Annotated in this window: 19 protein-coding genes and 2 pseudogenes; 10 read left to right on the forward strand and 11 right to left on the reverse strand. The window is 69.6% G+C overall.

Annotated elements, in window-relative coordinates:
* Positions 1-9: 9 nt before the first annotated feature.
* Both ABZ477_RS13965 and ABZ477_RS13970 read left to right on the forward strand, forming a co-directional pair.
* A complete protein-coding gene (locus tag ABZ477_RS13965) occupies positions 10-1302 on the forward strand; it encodes a DUF4921 family protein (RefSeq protein WP_360134076.1) in 1293 nt (430 codons plus the stop codon).
* 87 nt (positions 1303-1389) lie between these two features.
* Positions 1390-2160: a hypothetical protein gene (locus tag ABZ477_RS13970; protein WP_360134079.1), complete on the forward strand. Its 771-nt coding sequence runs from the start codon at positions 1390-1392 to the stop codon at positions 2158-2160.
* A 98-nt stretch (positions 2161-2258) separates the two neighbouring features.
* Here ABZ477_RS13970 and ABZ477_RS13975 read toward each other — a convergent pair whose 3' ends face one another.
* Entirely contained in the window at positions 2259-3281 is a 1023-nt protein-coding gene (locus ABZ477_RS13975; protein ID WP_360134082.1) for a 1-aminocyclopropane-1-carboxylate deaminase, read from the reverse strand.
* Entirely contained in the window at positions 3278-3952 is a 675-nt protein-coding gene (locus ABZ477_RS13980; RefSeq protein WP_360134084.1) for a GntR family transcriptional regulator, read from the reverse strand. The genes ABZ477_RS13975 and ABZ477_RS13980 overlap by 4 nt, the downstream gene beginning before the upstream one ends.
* 160 nt (positions 3953-4112) lie before the next feature.
* On the opposite strand from ABZ477_RS13980, the gene ABZ477_RS13985 reads away from it, so the two are divergent.
* Entirely contained in the window at positions 4113-5552 is a 1440-nt protein-coding gene (locus ABZ477_RS13985) for an MDR family MFS transporter (protein ID WP_360134087.1), read from the forward strand.
* Positions 5553-5656: 104 nt separating this feature from the next.
* Entirely contained in the window at positions 5657-7075 is a 1419-nt protein-coding gene (locus ABZ477_RS13990) for an aldehyde dehydrogenase family protein (RefSeq protein ID WP_360134090.1), read from the forward strand.
* 71 nt (positions 7076-7146) lie between these two features.
* Here ABZ477_RS13990 and ABZ477_RS13995 read toward each other — a convergent pair whose 3' ends face one another.
* Positions 7147-8664 (reverse strand): ATP-dependent DNA ligase, encoded by a 1518-nt coding sequence (locus tag ABZ477_RS13995; RefSeq protein WP_360134093.1) that lies wholly within the window; start codon positions 8662-8664, stop codon positions 7147-7149.
* Positions 8665-8817: 153 nt separating this feature from the next.
* On the opposite strand from ABZ477_RS13995, the gene ABZ477_RS14000 reads away from it, so the two are divergent.
* The 4 genes and pseudogenes from ABZ477_RS14000 to ABZ477_RS14015 all read left to right on the forward strand — a co-directional run.
* Positions 8818-11514: a PxKF domain-containing protein gene (locus tag ABZ477_RS14000; protein WP_360134096.1), complete on the forward strand. Its 2697-nt coding sequence runs from the start codon at positions 8818-8820 to the stop codon at positions 11512-11514.
* A gap of 252 nt (positions 11515-11766) precedes the next feature.
* Positions 11767-11985, forward strand: a pseudogene (locus ABZ477_RS14005) (DUF72 domain-containing protein); the annotation flags it as partial.
* A gap of 117 nt (positions 11986-12102) precedes the next feature.
* A complete protein-coding gene (locus tag ABZ477_RS14010; RefSeq protein ID WP_360134099.1) occupies positions 12103-13371 on the forward strand; it encodes an IS256 family transposase in 1269 nt (422 codons plus the stop codon).
* A gap of 51 nt (positions 13372-13422) precedes the next feature.
* Positions 13423-13935, forward strand: a pseudogene (locus ABZ477_RS14015) (DUF72 domain-containing protein); the annotation flags it as partial.
* A 114-nt stretch (positions 13936-14049) separates the two neighbouring features.
* Here ABZ477_RS14015 and ABZ477_RS14020 read toward each other — a convergent pair.
* Entirely contained in the window at positions 14050-16626 is a 2577-nt protein-coding gene (locus ABZ477_RS14020; RefSeq protein WP_360134102.1) for an ATP-dependent Clp protease ATP-binding subunit, read from the reverse strand.
* 159 nt (positions 16627-16785) lie between these two features.
* On the opposite strand from ABZ477_RS14020, the gene ABZ477_RS14025 reads away from it, so the two are divergent.
* On the forward strand, positions 16786-17019 hold the full coding sequence (locus ABZ477_RS14025; RefSeq protein WP_360134105.1) for a hypothetical protein: 234 nt from the start codon (positions 16786-16788) through the stop codon (positions 17017-17019).
* A gap of 70 nt (positions 17020-17089) precedes the next feature.
* Here the strand turns inward: ABZ477_RS14025 and ABZ477_RS14030 are convergent, their stop codons facing one another.
* The 3 genes from ABZ477_RS14030 to ABZ477_RS14040 form a co-directional block, all read right to left on the reverse strand.
* Positions 17090-17518 carry a winged helix-turn-helix transcriptional regulator gene (locus ABZ477_RS14030; protein WP_360134108.1) on the reverse strand — a complete coding sequence of 143 codons (429 nt, stop codon included), beginning with the start codon at positions 17516-17518 and terminating at the stop codon, positions 17090-17092.
* Positions 17519-17524: 6 nt separating this feature from the next.
* On the reverse strand, positions 17525-19606 hold the full coding sequence (locus ABZ477_RS14035; RefSeq protein WP_360134111.1) for an elongation factor G: 2082 nt from the start codon (positions 19604-19606) through the stop codon (positions 17525-17527).
* Between the two features lie 124 nt (positions 19607-19730).
* The gene (locus tag ABZ477_RS14040; RefSeq protein WP_360134114.1) at positions 19731-20399 is read right to left on the reverse strand and encodes a collagen-like protein; all 669 of its coding nucleotides are present in this window, start codon (positions 20397-20399) and stop codon (positions 19731-19733) included.
* Between the two features lie 130 nt (positions 20400-20529).
* Here ABZ477_RS14040 and ABZ477_RS14045 point away from each other — a divergent pair, with 130 nt between their 5' ends.
* Positions 20530-21276 carry an EI24 domain-containing protein gene (locus ABZ477_RS14045; protein WP_360134117.1) on the forward strand — a complete coding sequence of 249 codons (747 nt, stop codon included), beginning with the start codon at positions 20530-20532 and terminating at the stop codon, positions 21274-21276.
* Positions 21277-21328: 52 nt separating this feature from the next.
* Here the strand turns inward: ABZ477_RS14045 and nrdF are convergent, their stop codons facing one another.
* From nrdF to nrdH, 4 genes are read right to left on the reverse strand one after another with little or no spacing between them, the layout of a single operon-like run.
* Entirely contained in the window at positions 21329-22306 is a 978-nt protein-coding gene (gene nrdF / locus ABZ477_RS14050) for a class 1b ribonucleoside-diphosphate reductase subunit beta (RefSeq protein ID WP_360134120.1), read from the reverse strand.
* 54 nt (positions 22307-22360) lie between these two features.
* Entirely contained in the window at positions 22361-24517 is a 2157-nt protein-coding gene (nrdE, locus tag ABZ477_RS14055) for a class 1b ribonucleoside-diphosphate reductase subunit alpha (RefSeq protein WP_360134123.1), read from the reverse strand.
* The gene (gene nrdI / locus ABZ477_RS14060; protein WP_360134126.1) at positions 24499-24933 is read right to left on the reverse strand and encodes a class Ib ribonucleoside-diphosphate reductase assembly flavoprotein NrdI; all 435 of its coding nucleotides are present in this window, start codon (positions 24931-24933) and stop codon (positions 24499-24501) included. The genes nrdE and nrdI overlap by 19 nt, the downstream gene beginning before the upstream one ends.
* 3 nt (positions 24934-24936) lie before the next feature.
* Positions 24937-25170 (reverse strand): glutaredoxin-like protein NrdH, encoded by a 234-nt coding sequence (nrdH, locus tag ABZ477_RS14065; protein ID WP_309735988.1) that lies wholly within the window; start codon positions 25168-25170, stop codon positions 24937-24939.
* Positions 25171-25372: the final 202 nt, after the last annotated feature.

Genomic DNA, 25372 nt, shown 5'->3' on the forward strand with positions numbered 1-25372 from the left:
CATTGTGACGTGGGCGACACCGTGACCGGGAAGACACCGCTGACCCGACTCCCGGACGGGACCGTCAAGCAGGTCGGACCGCTCACCGGCACCCGCGTGTGGACCGTTCCCGGCCGCGCGAACCGTCCGCTGACGCTGCCGCGCGAGGCACCTCGCAAGCTCGCGAGGGGCGAGGCGACGCGACTGTGCGCCTTCTGTCAGGACCGCTACCTCGAGACGACACCCGAGAAGGCGCGCCTCGTGGGGCCGGATTTCGAGGAGCTGCGGGCCCTCCCACCGTCGGCGCTGTTCGAGACGACCGCCGAGTTCCGCCGGTTCGGCAACCTCTTCGAGATCGTCTCGGCGGAGTACTGGCGTGAGAACCACGGGTTCCGGCAGCCGTCGTCGGTCGTCGCGCGGGCACGCGACTACCTCCAGGATCCGTCCGGGCACGAGCACATCGAGCGGCTCGCGGCTCTGCGGGGCTCCGCCTCGGGCGTCCCGCAGAGCATCGAGGAGGCGGCTCTCGACCTGGTCGGCGGCTCGCACGACGTCGTCGTCGCGAGGCGTCACGTCGTCGACGGCGCGAGGACGGATGACGAGCTCGCCTCGTCCGGAACGCTCACGCCCCGCGAGCACGCCGAGTACTTCGCGTTCACGGTGCGCACGCTCGACGACATCGCGCGCGCTCAGCCGCACGCCGCGTACGTCGCCGTCTTCCAGAACTGGCTGCGTCCCGCGGGCGCCTCCTTCGAGCACCTCCACAAGCAGCTCGTCGCGATCGACGAGCACGGCCCGCAGGTCGACCACGAGCTGCGACTGCTCGCGAGCGACCACCTCCTGTACCAGCACGCGATCGCGGATCTCGCCGTCCGCCACGGCCTCGTCGTCGCGGCCAACGACAGCGCCGTCGTCTTCGCGGGGGTCGGCCACCGGTATCCCGCGTTCGAGGTCTACTCGCGGTCGTCCGCCAACCTCCCGCACGAGCATTCCGCGACCGAGATCCGGGCGATGTCCGACCTCGTGCACGCGCTGCACGCGGCGACCGGCGTCCACGTCCCGACCAACGAGGAGTGGCACTACCGCCCGCCCGGGGCGCCCTGGCCCATGCCGTGGCGCATCGTGCTGAAATGGCGCATCTCCAACCCCGCGGGCTTCGAGGGCGGCACGAAGATCTACGTCAACACGATCGATCCGTGGGAACTGCGCCGCCGTGCTGTCGACGGGCTGACGCGCCTGCGGCTCGAGGGGCGGCTCGCCGACGGCATCCGCATCGGCGACGAGTGCTCGCCCGAGGACGCCCGCCTGTCCTACGCCGACTGACGGTCGCCGCAACGGCTCTCGCGCCTTGGGGCGCGTGAGCGCATGCTGGAAGCACAGTCCGCTCCAGCGCGGGAACGAGGCATCGCCATGGACGCGAAGCGCATGATGTCGTCGACGATATGGATCGCGGCGGCGGTGCTCCTGACGGGCTGCACCGCGGCATCCGATTCGGCCCTTCCGACGGGCGATGAAGCCGTCGAGCTCGATCCGGCGACCTTCACAACCGAGATCGACAACCCCTACTGGCCGATGGAGGTCGGCACGCAGTGGGTGTACCGCGAGACGGATCCCGACGGCGACCTCATGGTGACGGTCACGGTGACCTCCGACACGAAGCAGATCGCGAACGGGATCGAGGCGCGCGTCGTGCGCGACACCGTGCGCCGCGGCGACGAGATCGTCGAGGACACCCTCGACTGGTACGCACAGGACGCCGACGGCGCGATCTGGTACCTCGGCGAGGACACCGCCGAGTTCGAGGACGGCGAGATCGCGTCGCGTGAGGGCAGCTTCGAGGCGGGCGTCGACGGGGCCCTGCCGGGGATCGCCCTTCCCGCCGACCCGCAGCCCGGCATGGCGTACCGGCAGGAGTACTACGCCGGGCACGCCGAGGACGAGGGTGCGGTGCTGGGTGTCGGCGAGCTCGTCGAGGTGCCGTACGGCGCCTTCGACGGCGCGCTGCTGACGCGCGACACGACGCCGCTCGAGCCGGATGTCGAGGAGCTCAAGTTCTACGCGCGCGGCGTCGGCCCCGTCCTGACCCTGACCTCCTCGGGAGGCAGCGGTCGCGAGGAGCTCCTCGAGGTCACGACCGTGCGCGACGGCACGGGCACAGGGCCTCTGGGATCACCGGACTGACGCCGGCGTCCCCGTGGGGAGGAGTTGTGCTCCTCGGGAGGAGCCGCGCGCCGCCATCCTCCTCCGATGGGGGATGACACCTCGGAAGGAGCCGGCGCTCAGTGGTAGCGGCCGCTGTAGGCGTTGATGGCGGGCTGACCGCCGAGGTGCGCGTACAGGACGTTCGAGTCGCGCGGGATCTCGCCCGACGACACGAGGTCGATGAGCCCCGCCATCGACTTGCCCTCGTAGACGGGGTCGAGGATGACGCCCTCGAGCCGGCCCGTGAGGTAGATCGCCTCGTCGGTCGAGGCGACCGGGATGCCGTAGAGGTCACCCGCCCATCCCTCGAGCACCGTGATCTCGTCGTCGCGCAGGTCTCGGCCGACGCCGATGAGGTCGGCCGTGCGACGTGCGATGCGGGCGACCTGGTCGCGCGTCTTCTCGATCGTCGCCGACGCGTCGATGCCGAGGACGCGTCGGGGGCGGTCTCCGAAGTTCTCGGCGAGGTCCGCGAAGCCCGCGATCATCCCCGCGTGCGTCGAGCCCGTCACGGTGCAGACGACGATCGTGTCGAAGAAGACGCCGAGCTGCTCCTCCTGCGCCTTGACCTCGTGCGCCCAGTTGGCGAAGCCGAGCCCGCCCAGCTTGTGGTCGCTCGCGCCGGCGGGGATCGCGTAGGGCGTGCCGCCGGATGCCTCGACCTCCGCGATCGCGTCCTTCCACGAGTCGCGGAATCCGATGTCGAAGCCCGCGGGCGACAGCCGCACGTCGGCGCCCATGACCCGCGACAGCAGGATGTTGCCGACGCGGTCGTTGACAGCATCCGGCCAGTCGACCCAGTGCTCCTGCACGAGCACCGCCTTCAGCCCCAGGTGCGCCGCGACGGCGGCGACCTGCCGCGTGTGGTTGGACTGCACTCCGCCGATCGAGACGAGCGTGTCGGCACCCTGGGCGAGCGCCTCCGGCACGAGGTACTCGAGCTTGCGCACCTTGTTGCCGCCGAAGGCGAGGCCGCTGGATACATCCTCGCGCTTGGCCCAGATGCGGGCGCCGCCGAGGTGGTCCGACAGCCGGTTCAGCGGGTGCACGGGGCTCGGCCCGAATGTCAGCGAGTGGCGTGGGAAGTCGGCGAGCGTCATGACGTCTCCTTCGGTGAGGGGGTCGCGGATGCTGTCAGCAGGCGTTCTAGGGTGAGCCAGTTGTCGCGCGTCGCGCGTGCGGCGCCGTCGACTTCCCCCGCGGCGCACAGCGCGACGATGCGGTCGTGGTCGGCGACGCTCCCCCGGCCGGCGAGGCCCGCGAACCGCGCGCGCTCGAGGCGACGCAGCAGCGGACTGACCTGCTCGAGCAGGCCCGGCAGAAGCGGATTCGCGCAGGCCCGGACCGCGACGGCGTGGAAGTCGTCGTCGGCGGCGATCGCCGCATCCACGTCCCCGCTGCGCAGCGCCGCGGCGAATCGGGCGTTCGCGGCCCGCATGTCGTCGAGGTCGGCGTCGGTGAGCAGCTGCACGGCGTCGCGCACGGCGAGCTCGTGCAGCCCCGCCGCGATCCGCTGCGCTGCGAAAGCGTCGCGCGCGTCGAGGGGCGCGACGATCGTCTCCTTCGCGCGGCGCGTGTGGACGAGTCCCGCGGCCTCGAGGCGCGCGATGGCCTCGCGGATCGGGGTCCGGCTCACTCCGAGCCAGGCCTCGAGCTCCGTGTCGCGCAGCCGCTCGCCGGGCGCGAGCTGACCGCTCACGATGGCGTCGCGGAGCTGCGCATACGCATAGTCGCGCAGCGAGCTCGGTCGTTCAACGCGAGGCAGCGGCATGCAATATATTGCACACTGCCGCAGCCTCTCTCGTCAAATCCCTCCACGTGTGCGCGAAACTTCACGAATGTCACGTACAGCGCCGCGCAGCGTGACATTCCTGAAGTCTCGCGCACCGGCGGGCGGCCCTCAGCCGCCGGGGGCGTGGAAGGCTGGACGGATGACGGACGGCGTCGGGCTGAGGTCGGAGCGAGGGCCGATCCTGCTCGCCCTCATGCTGTCGACGTTCCTCATCGCGATCGATGCGACGGTCCTGTCGACGGCGGTTCCCACGATCGTCGACGAGTTCGGCGGGTTCGAGCAGTTCCCGTGGCTCTTCTCGATCTACACGCTCGCGCAGGCGGCCTCGGTCCCCGTCTTCGCGAAGCTCAGCGACATCCTCGGCCGCCGCCCCGTCATGTACGCCGGGATCGTCCTGTTCCTCGTCGGCTCGGTGCTGTGCGCGACGGCCTGGAGCATGGGCGCGCTCATCGCCTTCCGCGCGATCCAGGGCCTCGGCGCGGGTGCCATCATGCCCGCCACGATGACGGTCGCGGGCGACATCTACACCGTGCGCGAGCGCGCGAAGGCGCAGGGGTATCTCGCGAGCGTCTGGGCGTTCTCGTCGGTCGCGGGCCCCACGATCGGCGGACTCTTCTCTCAGTTCGCCTCGTGGCGCTGGATCTTCTGGATCAACGTCCCGCTGTGCCTCCTCGCGCTGTGGATGCTGTGGCGCAACTACCGGCAGCCGTTCGAGCGGCACCGCCGCCCCATCGACTACGCGGGCGCCGCGCTGCTCACGGCCGCGCTCGTGCTCATCGTCCTGGCGCTCCTCGAGGGCGGGCACGCGTGGGAGTGGCTGTCCTGGCAGAGCGTCGCCGCCCTCGGGCTCGGCGCGGCGCTCCTCGTCGCCTTCGCCCTCGTGGAGCGCCGTGCGGAGGACCCGATCCTCGCGCCGTGGGTCTTCTCGAGCCGCATCGTCGTGACGACCTCCATCGCGGGCCTGCTCGTGGGCGTCGTCCTCATCGGGCTCGTGTCGTTCGTGCCGACGTTCCTGCAGTCCACGACGGATGCTGCTCCCCTCGTCGCGGGCCTCGCCGTCGCAGCGCTCACCCTCGGCTGGCCGATCTCGGCGGCGCTCGCCGGCCGGTTCTATCTCCGGATCGGTTTCCGGGCGACGACCCTCATCGGCAGCATCCTCACCATCCTCGGGTCGGCGGTCCTCGTCGTCTTCGCCCTCTCCCCCTCCATCGCACTCACGGCGCTCGGATGCTTCATCGTGGGCCTCGGGCTCGGCCTCGTCGCAGCGCCCAGCCTCATCGCGGCGCAGGCATCGGTCGACATGCGCCGGCGCGGCGTCGTCTCGGGCACGAACATGCTCGCCCGCTCGATCGGCAGCGCCGTCGGCGTCGCCGTGTTCGGCGCGATCGCCAACGCGCTCATCGCGGCGAACGGCGGAGCCGACATCCCCGCCGCGATCCAATCCGGCACGATCGCCGTCTTCCTCGGCGTCGCCGCCGGCGCCCTCCTCATGCTCGTCGCGTGCGCCTTCATTCCGCCCGTGCACATCGACGAGCCCGAGCCGGAGGCCGATCGGCAGGCCGTCCCGCTGGACGACTGACCTTCCGCTCTTCCGCGGCGCGCGGTGGGACGTCATGATCGAGCCAGTGCGACCCGCGACCGGGAGGTCTCGCGTCGCCGGCCGATCCGCAGTGAGGAGCCATGATGGTCGATTCGGACGTCTACACGCCCACCGTGGGCGGTCGTGGCGTCGAGACCGACGAGACCTTCGACGTCGTCGATCCGTCGCGCGGCGAGCCCTTCGCGCAGGCGCCGGAAGCCGGCATCCCGCAACTCGACGAGGCCGTGCGATCCGCAGTCGGGGCCTTCTCGACGTGGCGACGGGATGAGGCCGCCCGGGTCACGGCGATGCGTGCGGCCGCCGACGTCATCGAGGCGAACGTCGACACGCTTGCACCCCTCCTGACGCGGGAGCAGGGGATGCCGCTCGCCGCCGCCCGCGCGGAGGTGGCCAGCGGCGCCCACTGCCTGCGCTGGGCCGCCGGCCTCGAGGTCCCGCGCGAGCTCGTGAGGGACGACGGATCGGGGTACGCCGAGGTGTTCCGCCGCCCGCTCGGGCCGGTCGCCGCGATCACGCCGTGGAACTACCCCGTGACGCTGTCGTTCTGGAAGATCGCGCCGGCCCTCCGCGCCGGCAACACGGTCGTGCTCAAGCCCTCGCCGTTCACGCCGCTGACGCTCCTGGAGATCGGCCGGCTGCTGCGCGGCATCCTGCCCGACGGCGTCCTGAACGTCGTAAGCGGCACGAACGGGCTCGGCGAGGCGCTCGTCGCGCATCCGGCGATCCGCAAGGTGAGCTTCACCGGTGCGACCGCGACCGGGCGCGAGGTGGGCGCGGCGGCCGCGCACGATCTCAAGCGCATGACCCTCGAGCTGGGCGGGAACGACCCGGCGATCGTCTTCGACGACGTGGATGTCGCGGCATCCGCTCCCCTGCTGTTCTGGTCGTCGTTCACCAACAGCGGGCAGGTCTGCCTCGCGGCCAAGCGCGTCTACGTGCAGGGCGGCGTCTACGACGAGGTCGTCGAGGCGGTCTCGGAGTATGCGCGCACCGTCGTGATGGGCGACGGCCTCGAGGAGGGCACGCAGCTCGGGCCGCTGACGACCCGATCCCAGTTCGACCGGGTCTCGGAGCTCGTCGACGAGGCACTCGCGAGGGGCGCGCGGGCCGCTGCCGGGGGCGCTCCCCTCGAGCGCCCCGGCCACTTCTTCGCGCCGACGGTCCTCGCCGACGCCGACGACGGGATGCGGGTCGTCGACGAGGAGCAGTTCGGCCCGGTCATGCCGATCGTGCGGTTCTCCGACGCGGACGAGGCGATCGCGCGCGCGAACAGCAGCGAGTTCGGGCTGACAGCATCCGTCTGGTCCGCCGATCGAGACCGCGCTCTCGCCGTGGCGGCAGAGCTCGAATGCGGCCAGGTCGGCATCGGCATGCACGGCCTCGCGCTGCAGCCGGACCTGCCCTTCGGCGGGTTCAAGGCGAGCGGCGTCGGCGTCGAGAACGGCCTGTGGGGCTACTACGAGTACACGCAGACGCAGGCGATCGCCGCTCCCCCCGCCTGACGTCGAGCGACGCGGCTAGCGGTCCGCGGGCGCGCCGACAGCGCGAACGGTCGGCTCGGCCACGAGCCGGCTCAACCGCGCAGCATCCCCCGCAGCGTCTGGATCGTGTCGGCGTCGGCGGGGCGCTTGTCGTCGCGGTAGCGCTTGACGCGCGCGAAGCGCAGGGCGAGCCCGCCTGGGTAGCGGGTCGAGCGCTGCACGCCGTCGATCGCGATCTCGACGACGATCTCGTGCGGCAGCCACAGGGTGCCGGGGGTCTCGCGGATCGCGAGCTCCTGGAAGCGCTCGGTCTGCCACGTCAGCAGCGCGTCGGTAAGCCCCTTGAATGTCTTGCCGACCATCACGAAGCCGCCGCCGAACTGGCCCGTCTCGTCGCGGGCGCCGAGGTGCAGGTTCGACAGCCATCCGGTGCGCCGGCCATAGCCCCACTCAGCCGCGAGCACGACGAGGTCGAACGTGTGGACGGGCTTGACCTTGATCCAGCTCGCGCCGCGCCGACCCGCCGCGTAGGGCGAGTCGATCGCCTTCACGACGACGCCCTCGTGGCCCGCCTCGAGCGCGGCGCTCGCGACCGCCTCGCCCGACTCCGGATCGCTCGTGACCTCGCCGGGAATGCGATGCGCGGGCGCGATGCGACCGAGCTCGTCTCGCCGAAGGCGAAGGGGCTCGTCGATGAGGTCGCGCCCGTCGATGTGTAGCACGTCGAAGAACCACGGATGCAGCTCCGTCTCGCGCGCCTTCTCGGCCCCGAAGCGCGCCATCGTGTCCTGGAACGGGCGCGGACTGTCGTTCTCGTCGAGGGCGAGCGTCTCGCCGTCGAGGATGACGTCCGTCACGGGCATCGCGCGGACGACGTCGACGACCTCGGGCAGCCGATGCGTGATGTCGGCGAGGTTGCGCGTGAAGATCCGCACGTCGTCGCCGCGACGGTGGACCTGGATGCGCGCGCCGTCCAGCTTGTACTCGACGGATGCCTCGCCCAGCGTCTCGACCGCCTCCGTGACGGTCGCGGCGGTGGAGGCGAGCATCGGCAGCACCGCCCGCCCGACGACGAGCCCGACGGCATCGAGCTCGTCCGCTGTGCCGGTCAGCGCCAGGACAGCCGTCTCGCCCAGGTCGCCCGAGAGCATCGCGGCGCGGCGCACCACGTCGGCCGGACGATCGGCCGCGCGCGCGATCGCATCGAGCAGGACGCCCTCGAGGGCTCCCGTGCGCAGCTCGCCGAGGATGACCCGGCTGATGAAGTCCCACTCGCCGCTCGTCGCGCGCCCGGCGAGGTCGCGCAGCGTCTCGCTCCGCACCGCGACCGAGCCGGCACCGGACGCTGCCGCCAGCGCGTCCAGCGCCACGTCGAGGTCTCCGATCGTGAGGGCGGACTCGTCGGCGTGCTCCGCCGCGAGGGCCGACAGTCCGCGCCAGCCGACCCCGACGCGCCCCTGCCGCGGCGACGCCGTCAGGAAGCCGACGGCGGGCGTGACCTCGTCCGGATCGAGGCGGCCGAGCGCGCTGGCGAGCGCCTCGATCTTGGCGAGTCGCGAGCGTGTCGCGGTGACGGCGTCGACGGTCTCGACCAGGTCGGCGAGCAGCATCCCTGAATCATCCCACCGGGCTCCGACACGGGTGCAAAGAAGGTCATATCAATGGGCTTCGACTGATATAGGGTGAGCGAGCCGACGCTGGTTTGGGGCCAGCCCGGCAGCTTCAACACCCGAATCAATCACCCGTGCGTCCCTGGGGAGACCATGAAACAACGCTCCACCCTGCTCTCTTTCGCCGCCGTCGCACTGACGGCCTTACTCGTCGGGGTGGGGGGTGCTGCCCACGCCGACAACGTCGTCATCGACGGTGATGCGCTCACGACGAACGTCAGCGAGAACTCCATAGCACTCGGCTCGATCGCGTGCGGCTCGACCGCCTCACGCACGATCTCGGTCGATGTGACCAAGAACGGCAACAACTACCCGTCGACGAACGTCTTCCAGAAGGGCGCGGTCCTGACGGTGACCGGATCCGAGAGCCACCCGGATGTCGAGTTCGCACCGGCCGTGGAAGACGCCGGCGAGATCGCGGTTCCGGGCAATTGGGACCAAGTCCGCAACAACACGCTCTCGGGTGACGCAGCCCAGGCGACGGTCGTCGTCACCGGGAGCGCCGAGGGTTCGTACAGCGCGACGCTCACCGTGCGTGCGACCGGCGCCGGTTCGAACGGATCGACGCTCACGCGCACGGCGGATCCCGTCACGATCACCTGGACGGTCGGCGCGTGCGCCCCGGTCAAGACCGCGACCACCACGACCGTGACGTGCGACGGACCGACCGTGTTCACGGGCGAGGCGGTCGAACCGTGCACCGCCGTCGCCACCGGCGCGAACGGGTTCGCTCAGCCCGTGGCCGTCGGCTACACCCCGAACGTCACCGTGGGCGGCGTCACTGCGACGGCGGCCTACGGCGGTGACGCGACGCACCTGGCGTCGACCGGCTCAGCGACGTTCACAATCACGAAGGCGCCGTCGACGACGACCGTCGCGTGCCCGGACCGGGTCACGTACACCGGCCTCGCCCAAGAGCCGTGCACGGCGACGGTCACGGGTGCCGGGAACCTCTCGCAGGACCTCCTCGCCTCGCACAGCGCGAACACCGATGTCGGCACCGCCACCGCGACGGCGACCTTCGCGGGCGACGCCAACCACGAGGGCTCCACGGATAACGAGACCTTCGAGATCGCGGCGGCGAGCGCGACGTGTCAGGTGACGGGCTTCGCGGGCGAGTACGACGGCGGCTCCCACGGTGCGCACGGCACCTGCACGGGTCTCCGCGGCGTCGATCTCTCCGACGGTCTGCAGCTCGAGGGGACGTTCACCGACGTTCCCGGCGGCAAGCTCGCCTGGAGCTTCCAGTACGAGAATTACCTGCCCCAAGGCGGAACAGTGGACATCGCGATCGGACCGGCCGCGTCGTCGATCTCGCTGACGTGCGAAGACGCCGTCTACGACGGCGAACCCCACGAGACGTGCTCCGCCATCGTTACCGGCCCCGGGCTCTGGGAAGAGCTGACCGTCGAGTACGCGGACAACACGAATGCAGGGCAGGCGACCGCGGTGGCCTCGTACGACGGCGACCTGAACCACGCGCCGAAGACGGAGACTCGGACGTTCGCCATCGCGAAGGCGTCGTCGACCACGACGATCAGCTGCGAGGCGGTCACCTATACGGGCGAGCCGCAGAAGCCCTGCGAGGCGACGGTGACGGGAGCGGCCCTCTCCACCACGACGCCGGTCGACTACGCCGGCGATCACACCAACGCCGGACCCGTCGACGTCGCTGCGGGCTACCCCGGTGACGACAATCACGAGGCGAGCAGCGACACGGACACGTTCGTCATCGCGAAGGCCTCCTCGACGGTCGAGGTCACGTGCACGCCTGGCTCGGTCTTCACGGGATCCGCGATCGAGCCCTGCACCGCCCGCGTGACGGGGGCCGGGAACCTCGATGAGAACGTCACACCCGTGACCTACGCCGACAACATCGGGGCGGGCACAGCGAGCGCGCTGGCCACCTACGCCGGCGACGTCAACCACACGGGCAGCACCGGATCCGCGACGTTCCAGATCGACCAGGCCGACTCGGTCGTCGAGGTCACGTGCCCGACCGACCCGATCGTCTTCAACGGATCGGCGATCGAGCCCTGCACCGCCCGAGTGACCGGCGCCGGGAACCTCGATGAGAACGTCACTCCCGTGACGTACGCCGACAACACCGGGGCGGGCACCGCGCACGTGAGCGCCGCGTACCCCGGCGACGAGAACCACAAGTCCAGCACGGGATCAGCCGAGTTCGAGATCAGCAAGGCCGACTCGGTCGTCGAGGTCACGTGCCCGACCGCGCCGATCGTGTCGACGGGATCGGCGATCCAGCCGTGCACGGCCCGCGTGACCGGCGCCGGGAACCTCGATGAGGAGGTGACCCCCGTCACCTACACTCACAACACGGCAGTGGGAACCGCGCATGCCGAGGCCACCTACCCCGGCGACGCCAACCACAACGGCAGCACCGGGTGGTCGACCTTCACCATCGTGTGGTCGCTCAATGGCTTCTACAAGCCGGTCGACATGATGGTGAACGGCGCCGAGGTCGTGAACGTCGTCAAGGGCGGCTCCACGGTCCCCCTGAAGTTCAACGTCTTCGATGGCGGCGCCGAAGTGACGAGCGCGTCGACGCTCGGCGCGACGTTCGCCGTCCAGTCCGCGGCGTGCCAGGCGGGCGCCGAGTACAGCGACGACCTGTTCGTGACGACGGGCAACACCGCCCTGCGCTACGACACGACGGCTCACCAGTGGATCCAGAACTGGCAGACCCCGAAGACGTCCGGCAAGTGCTACCGCGTCAGGCTGACGACGGCCGACGGTTCGCAGCTAACGGCCCTCTTCCGCACGAAGTAGGACCCATCGAGCGCCGGCCCGTCCCACCTCGGTGGGACGGGCCGGCGCTCCGTGCGTTCGAGGTCGCAGTCGGCTCGATGTCGCCGGCGGGACGGTGGCCGGCGCCACGGGAGGAGATGACGGCATGGGAGGACGGGATGGCTCGGCATCCGTCCTCCGCTCGCGTCACATCCTCCCGTGGCGCAGTTAGCCGCCACACGACCCGGCGGCAACCCCGTCGCCCGACCACGCGACCCGACCCAGGCTTGCTGCATGGTGCGGATCGGGACGTCGGGCTGGAGCTACCCGCACTGGCGCGGCGCCCTCTACGCGAGCGCCCCGCAGGGCCGGTGGCTCGACATCTACCAGCGCGAGTTCGACACGGTCGAGCTCAACGCGAGCTTCTATCGCTGGCCGCCGCCAGCGCGGTTCGCCTCGTGGCGGCAGCGGCTTCCCGAGGGCTTCGAGATGACGGTCAAGGCGCCGCGCGGCGGGTGAGTCCCATAACGTGGTGTCACTTCCCGCGGAGTCCTCGTCGTCGTTGACGAAGTGAGGGCCACCGTGGGATACCCAGTTGTTTCCGCCAAGAAGCAAAGAAGAGATCCCACGATGACCCAGTACCAGTCTGCCTTGACGACCCTGATCGGCGAAGTCCTCACCGATCCCGACCTCGCGCACCAGGACGTGTTCCGCCGGATGCTGCAGGCCGGCCTCCAAGACCTGATCGACGCGGAAGCGACCGTGAAGATCGGCGCGGCCCCGCATGAGCGCACCCCGGAGCGCACCACCCGGCGCAACGGGACGCGTCCGAAGACGCTCGCGACGCCGGCCGGGGAAGTGGACCTGCAGATCCCGAAGCTTCGGGAGGGCTCGTTCTTCCCGTCGTTGCTGCACCCGCGCCGCCGCGTGGACAAGGCGCTCTACGCGGTGATCTGCCAGGCGTGGATCGACGGGGTGAGCACCCGCAAGGTCGATCAGCTGGTCCGTGCCCTCGGCAACGACACCGGCATCAGCCGGTCGACGGTGTCGCGGATCTGCTCCGAGATCGACGAGTCGGTGCAGGAGTTCCTGCACCGCCGGATCGACCACACCTGGTTCCCGTACCTGTTCCTGGACGCCACCTACCTCGACGTCCGCCACCGCGGCCGGGTCACCTCCCAAGCCCTCGTCGTCGCCACCGGCGTCAGCGGGGACGGACGCCGGGAGATCCTCGGGATGGCCCTGGGCGATGCGGAGACCATCGACTTCTGGACAGAGTTCCTCCGCTCCCTCCGCGACCGCGGCTTGAAAGTCGCCACCGACGCCGACCCGCTCGGCGTGGCCCTTGTCACCAGTGACGCGCACGCCGGCATCAAGGCCGCGGTCAAGGCCATCCTGCCCGGATCCGGGTGGCAAAGATGCCGGGTCCATTTCGCGCGCAATGTCACCCAGAAGCTCGGATCAGCCCGATCCAAGCCGGTCACCGCGCTGATCTCCACGATCTACGCGCAAACCACCCCGGAAGCCGCGATCGCCCAGTACCACCAGGTCACCGACAGCCTGCGAGGCTCGTTCCCCGAGATCACCGCGATGCTCGAGGCCGCCGAACCCGACCTCACCGCGTTCGTCGCGCTGCCCCGCGAGCACTGGCAGAAAGTGTGGTCCAACAACCCCATTGAACGCCTGAACCGGGAGATCAAACGCCGCGCCGACGTCGTGCAGATCTTCCCCGACCGCGACAGCGTGACCCGCCTGATCGGCGCGGTGCTGCAAGAGCAGCACGAAGAATGGCAATACGGCGAACGCCGCTACCTCTCCGACATCTCCATGCGCAAGCTCGTCCACATCCTCCACGACCACGCCGAACCCGCACGCCCCGAGCTCTACCTCACCGCCTGACCACCACCCATCAGGAAGCACCGGGAGTGACACCACACCACGGGACTTGACCCGCGCGGCCTGACCCACGCGGGGCGGCTCTTCGAGCCCGAGCAGTGGATCCAGCGGGTCACGGCGGGCCTGCACGAGCTCCGCGGACGCCGCGGACCGCTCATCGTCCAACTGCCGCCCTCGATGCAGCGGGACGACGCGCGCCTGGACTGGTTCCTCGGTGTGCTGCCGTCGTGGACGCGCCCCGTCGTGGAGTTCCGTCACGAATCCTGGGCGCGCGAAGAGGTCTTCGCCCTCCTCGAACGCCACGGCGCCGCCTACTGCGTCATGAGCGGCGCGAAGCTGCCGTGCATCCTCCGCGCGACGGCGAAGCTCGTCTACGTCCGCTGGCACGGCCCCGACGCCGAGCACCTCTACGGCGGCTCGTACTCCGACGACGACCTGGCCTGGTGGGCCGACCGCATCCGTGAGTGGGAGGACGCGGGGCACGAGGTCTACGGCTACTTCAACAACGACGGAGGCGGCAACGCCGTCCGCAACGCGCGCACACTGAAGCGGATGCTGTACGCCTGACCCCGCGCACGCGAGGCCGCGCCGAACCCACCCATTCGCGCCGAACCCACCCGCTCCGGTTGCACGGAGCGGGTGGGTTCGGGCGGATCGGGTGGGTTCGCGAGCGGCGACGGATTACGCGGCGGCCGCGAAGACCTCCGACCGGACGAGGAGCTCGTCGCCGACGGCATCCACCGTCACGGCTCCTCCGTCGACCAGGTCGCCCGAGACGAACAGCTCGGCGATGCGGTCGTCGACCTCGCGCTGCACGAGGCGGCGGAGCGGGCGTGCGCCGTACTCCGGCTCATACCCGTGCTCGGCGAGCCAGTCGACCGCGGCATCCGTGACCGACAGCCTCACCTCGCGCCGGCCGAGACGCAGAGAAGTCTGCTCCAGGACGAGCCGCACGATGTCGCGCAGCTGCGCCTTCTCGAGCTTGCGGAACAGCACGATCTCGTCGATGCGGTTGAGGAACTCCGGCCGCATCGCCTCGCGCAGCTTGCCGAAGACGCGGTCGCGCAGGTCCTTCTCCGAGCCGAACCCGGTGGACCCGCCGCCGTCCGCGATGAAGCCGATGGCGCCGGCGCGCGACGCGAGGAACTCCGAACCGAGGTTCGAGGTCATGATCACGACCGTGTTGCGGAAGTCGACCGTGCGCCCCTGGCCGTCGGTGAGCCGCCCGTCGTCGAGCACCTGCAGCAGCAGGTTGAAGACGTCGGGGTGCGCCTTCTCGATCTCGTCGAAGAGCACGACGGCGTACGGATTGCGGCGCACGCGCTCGGTGAGCTGGCCGGCCTCGTCGTAGCCGACGTATCCGGGAGGGGCGCCGACGAGCCGCGACACCGTGTGCCGCTCGCCGAACTCGCTCATGTCGAAGCGGATCACGGCGGACTCGTCGTCGAACAGCGACTGCGCGAGGGACTTCGCGAGCTCGGTCTTGCCCACGCCCGTCGGGCCGAGGAAGAGGAATGAGCCGACCGGGCGGCGGCTGTCGCCCATGCCCGTGCGGTTGCGACGTACAGCCTTGGCGACTGCCGTGACGGCGTCGTCCTGCCCGACCACCCGCGCGTGCAGCTCGCTCTCGAGGGATGCGAGGCGCTCCCGCTCGGTCTCGGTCAGGCGGCTGACCGGGATGCCGGTGGCGCGGCTGATGACGGCGGCGATCTCTGCTTCGTCGACGACGGCCTCCGTCGGCGTGCGGGCGGCGTCGCGGGAGGTCGCCTCCTCGAGCTTCGTCTGCACGTCGGCGATCTGGTCGCGGATGCGCGAGGCCTCTTCGTAGTGCTCGGCCGACACGGCCGCGTTCTTGTCGGCCTCGAGCGTCGCGAGCCGCTCCAGGAGCGCCTTGACGTCCCGCTCGCCGAGCACACCGGCGGGCACGCCGAGCTTGAGCCGCAGACGGGCACCGGCCTGATCGATGAGGTCGATGGCCTTGTCCGGGAGCACGCGCTCGGTCAGGTAGCGATCGCTGAGCTCGACGGCGGCGCGGAGCGCAGCATCCGTGAACTCCACCCCGTGGTGCTCCTCGTACGCGGGCTTGAGGCCGTGCAGGATCAGGACGGCGTCGTCGATCGACGGCTCGCCGACCCGCACGGGCTGGAACCGGCGCTCGAGCGCGGGGTCCTTCTCGATCGTGCGGTACTCCTTGAGCGTCGTCGCGCCGACGAGATGGAGCTCGCCGCGCGCGAGCCGGGGCTTGAGGATGTTCCCGGCATCCATCGCGCCCTCTCCCCCGCCGCCGGCACCCGCGACGGTGTGCACCTCGTCGATGAAGAGGATGACGGTGCCCTCGAGCGACGCGACCTCGTCCATCGTCTTGGTGAGGCGCTCCTCGAAGTCTCCGCGGTAGCGCGTGCCCGCCAGCATGCCGGCGAGGTCGAGCGAGATCACCCGCTTGCCGAGGAGCTGCTCGGGAACCTCGCCCGCCGTGATCGCCTGGGCGAGCCCCTCGACGATCGCCGTCTTGCCGACGCCCGCCTCGCCCACGAGGACGGGGTTGTTCTTCGTGCGACGGCTCAGGATCTCGATCGTCTGCTCGATCTCGTCGGCCCGACCGATGACCGGGTCGAGCCGCCCCTCCGCCGCGAGAGCCGTGAGATCCGTCCCGAACTTGTCGAGCATGGGCGTGTCTGTGGCCTGCGTGTGCTCACCAGGAGTGGGCGCTCCCGCGGGCCTCACGGTCTCGCGCACGCCCTCGGTCAGCGACTCGGCCGTGACGCCGGCTTCGGCGAGGATGCGTCCCGCCGGGGTGTCCTGCGCGAGGACGAGCGCGAAGAAGAGGTGCTCGGGATCGATGTACGTCGCCCCCGACGAGCGGGCGACCTGGAAGGCGTGGAAGAGCGCGCGCGTGACGGACGGCGTGACGACGGCGCCGTCGGCGTGCGTGGGGGCGCCCGCAGCGGGCAGCCGCTCCTCGGCCGCGCGAGCGATCGCCGCGGGGTCCGCGCCGATGCGGCGCACGGCCTCACGCACGGGGTCCTCGCCGACGATGACGCGCAGGACGTGCAGGGCGTCGAGCTCCTGCTGCCCGCGCTCGAGCGCGAAGCGCCCGGCCTTCTGCAGCGCACCCTGCGTGCGCGCGCTCAGGAAGCGCGTGAGGTCGATCGACCGCTCCGCCCGGGCGCGCTCGCCTGCGAGGTAGCGCGCGAGGAACTCGTCGAACGAACCGGCGCTCTCGGCGTCGCCGGTGAAGGGGGTGAAGTCTTCGGGCATTTCCCGTCCATCTCGATGAGGCGATACACGTCGCGGATCAACTTGAGTCGATCCGTATCAAGTTCAACGACGTGGTGACGTCGTTATTCCTCGACCCGCCACCCCGTATCAGCCCGAGGTCACCACCACTCCTTGTCTGTGAACGTGAAGGAGGACCTCATGAACGAGCCGCTCGTCGACATCGTCGACCGTCACCGCATCGCCGTCCTGGATGTCGCCGACGACATCTGCCTCGAGTGCGACACTGCTGCGAAGGTGCAGGCGTACGTCTACGCCGAGCTGCCGTCGGGTCGGTCCGTGGCGTATTGCGCGCACCACGGCACGCAGCACTGGGACAGGCTCAACGAGCTGGCGCTGGTCGTCATCGACCACCGCGACCGCGTCCCGCGCTGACCCGAACGGCTGAGCTTGGCGCCGGTCCGGCCCGGCGCTCCGCTCTCGAGTCAGCCGCGTTGTCGTCGGCTCAGCTCTCGGGCGGCTGCTCCCCGAACGGCTCCTCGTGCAGACCCTGCAGCGCTCCCGTCAGAGAAGGCGCGCCCGAGGCGAACAGTCCGTCGAGCTGGGCGAGCCGCGTGTCCGCCTCGAGGAGGGTCGCCTCCCCCTTGCTGGTCGCGCGAAGATCGGATGCCGCGCCCGCCTGAGCCGTGGCATCCTCGACCAGCCCTTCATCCTGCAGCGCCCGCACCGCCGTGTGGGCCGTCTGGACCGTGATCTGCGAGCGCCGGGCGAGCTCCGAGAACGAGATCCCGGGAGTCGCTCGGATGTGCGCGAGGAGTCCGTACTTGCGGGTCGTGAGGCTGAGGTCCTTGAGTGCCGCGTTGAGCTTCGCATCCCACACGCTCGAGACGGTGAGCAGCGCGATGACGGGGCTGAAGGGTGGGCGCTCAGGCATGACCCCTCATCGTACCGAGGCCGTCGTACCCCGCTCAGGCGCGCGCTCGTAGTGGTCCGTCGCTATTGTGAGCTCCGCCTGCGCGCCGGTGAGGGCCCGGAGGTCCAGGACGTACCGCTCGAGCTCGGCTTCCGGGACGCTGGCGACGATCCGGGCGCGGCCGTCCTCCGCCGACTCGCTCGCGTGCACCCGGCCCCGTCGCCCGGAAAGATCGGTCAGGACCGGCCCCTGGTCGTCGACCGGCACCGTGACCGTCACGATCGAGACGGGCTCGAGCAGGATCGTGCCGGCCTCGGCGAGGGCCGCCTTGACGCCGATCGCCGCCGCCGTTCGGAAGGCCATCTCGGACGAGTCGACGGAGTGCGACTTGCCGTCGCGCAGCTCCACTTGGACGTCGACGACCGGATGACCGAGTGGCCCGCCCGCCGTGAGAGCATCCCGGGCACCCTTCTCGACGGCCGGAATATAAGTCCGCGGCACGGCTCCCCCGACGACGGAGTCGACGAACGCGAATCCGCTCCCGGGTGGCAGCGGCGAGACCTTGAGCTGCACGACGGCGAACTGTCCATGGCCGCCCGACTGCTTCTTGAGCTTGCCCTCGGCCTCCGCCGTCCGCGCGATGGTCTCGCGATACGCGACGGGCGCGCTGCCTGTCGTGACGTGAACGCCGAAGACGCGCGCGAGGCGATCGACGGCGACCGCGACGTGGGCGTCTCCGAGCCCGCGGAGGATCGTCGACCCGGCCGCGCGGTCGATGACGAGCGTGTGATCGTCGGCCGTGAGCCGCGCGAGTGCCGTCGAGAGCTTCGCGTCGTCGGACTGCGAGACGGGCTCGAGCGTCACGGCGTACACCGGTGGCCGCGCCGGGAGCGGGACCGGCCGCGCACGACCCTGCGACCGCGTCCACAGCAGCGACCCGGCCGGGGATCCCGTCAGCTTCGCGACCGCGCCGACCTCGCCGGGGCGGATCGCGTCGGCTGGCAGATGCTCGGCTCCGCGCAGCCGGAAGAGTGCCGGCATCCGCTCCTCCGCCCCCGTCGTCGCGTTATGCAGGCGGTCACCGGGACGCAGCACGCCCGAAAGCACCTTGTACATCGCGACCTGGCCGACGAACGGGTCGGCGACGGTGCGGAAGATGTGGACGAGAGCTTCACCGGACGCCTCGGGCGCGACGCGATGCTCCGACCCGCCCTGTCCCTCCTCGTCGGTCCCGAGCACGATGCGCCCGTCGTGCGACCCGCCGGTGGGCGACAGCTCGCAGATGAGGTCGATGACGTGGTCGACACCCGTGCCGGTGACCGCCGAGCACAGCACGATCGGCACGGCCTCGCCCTGTGCGATCGCATCCGCGAGCGTGTTCTCGAGCTCGGCGCGCGGCGGCTCGTTCCCCTCGAGGTACGCCTCGAGCTGCGCGTCGTCGCGCGAGACGATCTCCTCCGTGACCTCCTGGTGCAGCCGATGCTCCTCGTCGGCGAGGTCGGCCGGCAGGGGCTCGTCGTGATGCCGGCCCGACTCGTCGTACACCAGCGCCGTCTCGCTCACGATGTCGACGACGCCGCGGAAGTCCTGCTCCTCCCCCAGCGGCAGCTCGATCGGCCACAGCCCCGGCCCGAACGCGTCGCGCAGCTGCTCGACCGTGCGGCGGAAGTCGGCGCGCGCCCGGTCCTCCTGCGTCACCGCGACGATCCGCGGCACGCCGGCGGCGCCCGCCGTCGCCCACGCGGTCCGGGTGCCGCCCGTCACGCCGTCCACGGCGCTCACGACGATCACGGCGACGTCGGCGATCGACAGGGCGCTGTCCACCGCGCCGACGAAGTCCGGATGACCCGGCGTATCCACGAGCGTCACGCCGTACTCGGCGCCGTCGAGCGTCCACGGAAGCCACGCGAGCGAGAGGCTCAGCGTGATGCCGCGCGCGATCTCCTCCGCTTCGTGGTCGCAGACGGTGGTGCCCTGCTCGACCGACCCCATGCGCGACGTCGCGCCGGATCTATGCAGGATCGCCTCCGCCAGCGTGGTCTTCCCGCATCCCATGGCGCCCAGGAGCGCCACCGTGCGATGGGTCGAGGAATCGGATGTCGCGGCCAAGGCGTCCTCCCGCGTCGTCGCGGACCAGTGCGACCATCGTGCTACCCGATCGGGTCGGCGCGCCAGTAGGCCGCGCCGACCGGAACAGGAATAGAGGGCGGATGCTGCTCCCCGCCCGGCAGGATCACTCGCTCGGCAGCTGCTCCGCCGTCGGATTGACCAGCGTCCACGACCCGCTCGAGCATTCGTAGAACTCGGTCGTCGCCGTGTCGATGTAGATGTCGCCGTCCGCTTGGCACGTGTCGTCGCTCGGCGCGCCGACGCCGAGCGAGACCTGGGTCCCGGCCGCACCCGCCTCGCCCTGCTCGCCCTGCGCGCCCTGCTCTCCCTGCGCGCCCTGCGCGCCCTGCTCTCCCTGCGCGCCCTGCTCTCCCTGCGCGCCGGTCAGGTTCTCGGCGGCCGACTCCTTGATGTTGCCCGCGAGCACCCACTCGCCGTCGCGGAAGACGTACACGTTCGCGTTGGCCACGTCGATGTAGACGTCGCCCTCATAGCCCTTGCCTTCCGCGGGCGTGCCCTTGCCGGCCCGGACGGCGGACCCGGCAGGCAGGATCTCCTCGATGATCTCCTCAACCTCCTCCGACGACTTCGGCGTCGGAGCCGGCGACTCCGCCGGTGTCTCGGCGGCAGTCGTCGCCTCCGGCGCGGCGTCGTTCGAGGAGGCGAGGGACGCACCGAGGAAGGCCGCCAGGAACGACAGGAGGACGACGGCGACGCCGACGCCGATGAGCGCGCCGAGGCTGACTCCGGACTTCTTGGGCTCGTCGGGGCTGGGCTGCGAGGGACCGGTCATGCGAGGGCTCACTCTCGGGACGAGGACGTCCGCCGGCACGCCGCCGGACACGTGACGCTCAGTGTAGGGAGCGCGGCCCGCCCGCGGGAGGGGTCAGGTCGCGGGGAGCAATCGCCGTAGGCTCGACGCGATGCGCGAGTTCTTGCGAGGTGCGGGCTTCCTCCTGGGCGGGTTCGGCTGGTGGAGGCGCCGCCCCGGAGCGATGGCGCTCGGGCTCGTACCCGCCGCGATCGTCGGGCTGGTCCTCATCGGGGCGCTCACGGCCCTCGGCTTCGCGCTGCCCGGCCTCACCTCCGCGGTGACCCCGTTCGCCGAGGGGTGGGTGCCGTTCTGGCGCGACTTCCTGCGCTTCGGCATCGGCGCGGCGGCCTTCGGTGGGACCCTCGTGCTCGCGGTCGTGTCGTTCACGGCGCTCACCCTCATCGTCGGCGAGCCGTTCTACGAGCGGATCTGGCGGAGAGTTGAAGCCGATCTGGGCGGTCCGGTGCCGGACGCGGACTATCCCTTCTGGCGCTCCGTCGTCGACGGTCTGTCGCTCGTCGGGCGCGGCATCCTGGTCGCCCTCCTCGCCGGCGCGATCGGCCTCATCCCCGTCGTCGGCGGCCTGCTGGGCTTCATCATGGGAGTCCTCCTCACCGGATGGCTGCTGGTCGACGAGCTCTCCTCACGCTCGCTCGCCGCGCGCGGACTGACGCGCGACGAGCGGCGCGGCATCCTGCGGTCCCACCGCCTGCGCGCGCTCGGCTTCGGAGTCGCGACGCAGCTCTTCTTCCTGGTCCCCTTCGGCGCCGTCGTCGTCATGCCGGTCGCCGTGGCCGGCTCGACGGCCCTCGGCCGGTCGATGCTGGACGCGGACGCCGAGAGGCCGCTCTCCTGACGAATGGGGACGGATGCCGCGGCATCCGTCCCCCCTTGTCAGAGTGGGCCGCTCAGAAGTCCCAGTCCTCGTCCTCGGTCGCGACGGCCTTGCCGATCACGTACGACGAGCCCGACCCCGAGAAGAAGTCGTGGTTCTCGTCGGCGTTCGGCGAGAGGGCCGACAGGATCGCGGGGTTCACGTTCGTGACCGTCGAGGGGAACATCGCCTCGTAGCCCAGGTTCATGAGGGCCTTGTTGGCGTTGTAGTGCAGGAACTTCTTGACGTCCTCGGTGAGGCCGATCCCGTCGTAGAGGTCCTGCGTGTACTGCACCTCGTTGTCGTAGAGCTCGTACAGGAGCGAGAACGTGTAGTCCTTGATCTCGTCGCGCTTGGCCTCGTCGACCGACTCGAGGCCCTTCTGGAACTTGTAGCCGATGTAGTACCCGTGCACAGCCTCGTCGCGGATGATGAGGCGGATGATGTCGGCCGTGTTCGTGAGCTTGGCCTTGGACGACCAGTACAGCGGCAGGTAGAAGCCCGAGTAGAACAGGAACGACTCGAGCAGCGTCGAGGCGACCTTGCGCTTGAGGGGCTCGTCGCCGCGGTAGTACTCCATGACGATGTGCGCCTTGCGCTGCAGGTTCTCGTTCTCGACCGACCAGCGGAACGCGTCGTCGATCTCGGGCGTCGAGCACAGGGTCGAGAAGATCGACGAGTAGCTCTTGGCGTGCACCGACTCCATGAACGCGATGTTCGTATAGACGGCCTCCTCGTGCGGCGTGATCGCGTCGGGGATGAGCGAGACGGCGCCGACGGTGCCCTGGATCGTGTCGAGGAGCGTGAGCCCTGTGAAGACGCGCATGGTCGTCTGCTGCTCTTCCGGCGTCAGCGTCGCCCACGACTGCACGTCGTTGGAGAGCGGCACCTTCTCGGGGAGCCAGAAGTTGTTGACCAGGCGGTTCCAGACCTCGAGGTCCTTGTCGTCCTGAATGCGGTTCCAGTTGATCGCCTGGACGCTGTCCAGGAGCTGGAGCTTGGGTGCGGTCATTTCAGTCCTTGAAAACGGTCATTGAGCGAGCGAAGCGAGACGAAACGCAGAGGCTCAAAGCATGCAGCTGACGCACTGGTCTAGCTCCGTGCCTTCCAGCGCCATCTGCCGCAGGCGGATGTAGTAGATCGTCTTGATGCCCTTGCGCCACGCGTAGATCTGCGCCCTGTTGATGTCACGCGTGGTCGCGGTGTCCTTGAAGAACAGCGTGAGCGAGAGGCCCTGGTCGACGTGCTGCGTCGCGGCGGCGTACGTGTCGATGATCTTCTCGTAGCCGATCTCGTACGCGTCCTCGTAGTACTCGAGGTTGTCGTTCGTCATGAACGGCGCCGGGTAGTAGACGCGGCCGATCTTGCCTTCCTTGCGGATCTCGATCTTCGACGCGATCGGGTGGATCGAACTCGTCGAGTTGTTGATGTACGAGATCGAACCGGTCGGCGGCACGGCCTGCAGGTTCTGGTTGTAGATGCCGTGCTCCTGGATCGACGCCTTCAGCGCGCGCCAGTCGTCCTGCGTCGGGATCGGCGTGCCGGCGAAGAGCTCCTTGACCTTCTCGGTCTGCGGCTCCCAGGCCTGGTCGATGTACTTGTCGAAGAAGGTGCCCGACGCGTACGTGGAGTCCGCGAAGCCGTCGAACGTCTGCCCGCGCTCGATCGCGATGTTGTTCGAGGCCCGCAGTGCGTGGAACAGCACGGTGTAGAAGTAGATGTTCGTGAAGTCCAGGCCCTCTTCCGAGCCGTAGCGGACGTGCTCGCGAGCGAGGTAGCCGTGCAGGTTCATCTGCCCGAGGCCGATCGCGTGAGAGCGGTCGTTGCCGTCCTCGATCGAGCGCACCGACGCGATGTGGCTCTGGTCGCTCACGGCGGTGAGCGCGCGGATGGCCGTCTCGACCGTACGGCCGAGGTCGCCGCCGTCCATCGCGAGCGCGATGTTCATCGAGCCGAGGTTGCACGAGATGTCCTTGCCGATCTCGGCGTACGAGAGGTCCTCGTTGTAGGTCGTCGGCGTGTTGACCTGCAGGATCTCGCTGCACAGGTTCGACATGTTGATCCGGCCCTTGATGGGGTTGGCCCGGTTCACCGTGTCCTCGAACATGATGTACGGGTAGCCCGACTCGAACTGGATCTCGGCGAGCGTCTGGAAGAACTCGCGTGCGTTGATCTTCGTCTTCTTGATGCGGGCGTCGTCGACCATCTCGCGGTACTTCTCGGTCACCGAGATGTCGCCGAACGGCACGGCGTAGACGCGCTCGACGTCGTACGGCGAGAACAGGTACATGTCCTCGTCGTTGCGGGCGAGCTCGAACGTGATGTCGGGGATGACGACGCCGAGCGAGAGCGTCTTGATGCGGATCTTCTCGTCGGCGTTCTCGCGCTTCGTATCGAGGAAGCGCAGGATGTCGGGGTGGTGCGCCGAGAGATAGACGGCGCCTGCGCCCTGGCGCGCGCCGAGCTGGTTGGCGTAGCTGAAGCTGTCTTCGAGGAGCTTCATGACCGGGATGATGCCGCTCGACTGGTTCTCGATCTGCTTGATCGGAGCGCCCGACTCGCGGATGTTCGAGAGCAGGAGCGCGACGCCGCCGCCGCGCTTGCTCAGCTGCAGCGCCGAGTTGATGCCGCGCGCGATCGACTCCATGTTGTCTTCGATGCGGAGGAGGAAGCACGACACGAGCTCGCCGCGCTGCGCCTTGCCCGTATTCAGGAACGTCGGCGTCGCGGGCTGGAAGCGGCCCGCGATGATCTCCTCGACGAGATCCACGGCGAGCTTCTGGTCGCCGTCGGCGAGGCCCAGGGCCGTCATGACGACGCGGTCCTCGAAGCGCTCGAGGTAGCGCTTGCCGTCGAAGGTCTTGAGCGTGTAGCTCGTGTAGTACTTGAACGCCCCGAGGAACGTGTCGAAGCGGAACTTCCGGCTGTAGGCGAGGTCGTTGAGCTTCTGGATGAACTCGAGCGGGTACTTCGCGAGCACCTCGGGCTCGTAGTACTGCTTCTCGACGAGGTAGTCGAGGCGCTCCTTGAGCGAGTGGAAGAACACCGTGTTCTGGTTGACGTGCTGCAGGAAGTACTCGCGGGCAGCGCGCTTGTCGGCGTCGAACTGGATCTTCCCGTCCGCGCCGTAGAGGTTGAGCATCGCGTTGAGGGCGTGATAGTCGAGCCCCTCGAACCGCGGATCCGTCTTGAAGTCGGTCTCTTTCAGTGCAGCTTCCACCATCGTTCCAATCCGTCGCTCACGCGATCCACATCTTCTGGCGTGCCGAAGAGCTCTAGCCGATACAAGTGGGGCACACAACACTTGCGGCTGATGATGTCGCCGGCGAGGCAGAAGGCCTCGCCGAAATTCGTGTTCCCGGCGGAGATGACCCCACGCAGGAACGACCGGTTGCGCTCGTCGTTGAGGAACCGGATGACTTGCCTGGGCACCGCGCCCTTCTCCTCGCCGCGTCCCTGGCCGCCCCCATACGTCGGGGTGACCAGGACGAACGGCTCGTCGACCACGAGCGGCGGCTCAGTGGAGTGGAGCGGGATGCGCAGGGCGGGCAGGTCGAGCTTCTCGATGAAGCGCGCCGTGTTGCCGGAGACGCTTGAGAAGTACACGAGCAGCGGGGCGCTCGTGGCCACCGCGCTCATGACTCACGCCAGACGCGCGGCGAGCTCGTCGATCTTGTCGGGACGGAAGCCCGACCAGTGGTCTTCGTCGGTGATGACGACGGGCGCCTGCAGATAGCCGAGGGCCTTGACCTGCTCGAGCGCTGCCGGGTCCTGCGAGACGTCGAGGACCTCGTATTCGATGCCCTTGGAATCGAGTGCGCGGTACGTCGCGTTGCACTGCACGCAGGCGGGCTTCGTGTAGACCGTGATCGCCATATGGATCGTTTCTCCCCTCACATCCGGTGTTCTGACCGGCGGTCCCCCCACCGGGAGTCCAATACTACATATGGGTACGGACATTGGATAGCACCACAAGGGCTAGTAGTTACATCCGTGTAGTTTTCCACCGTTCTCCCCATATACAACACAGCTTCTCCACCGTTTCATCCACAGGCGGCGAGATTGTCAGGAAGCCCGG

It is taken from the genome of Microbacterium sp. NPDC019599 (assembly GCF_040632175.1).
GTDB lineage: Bacteria > Actinomycetota > Actinomycetes > Actinomycetales > Microbacteriaceae > Microbacterium.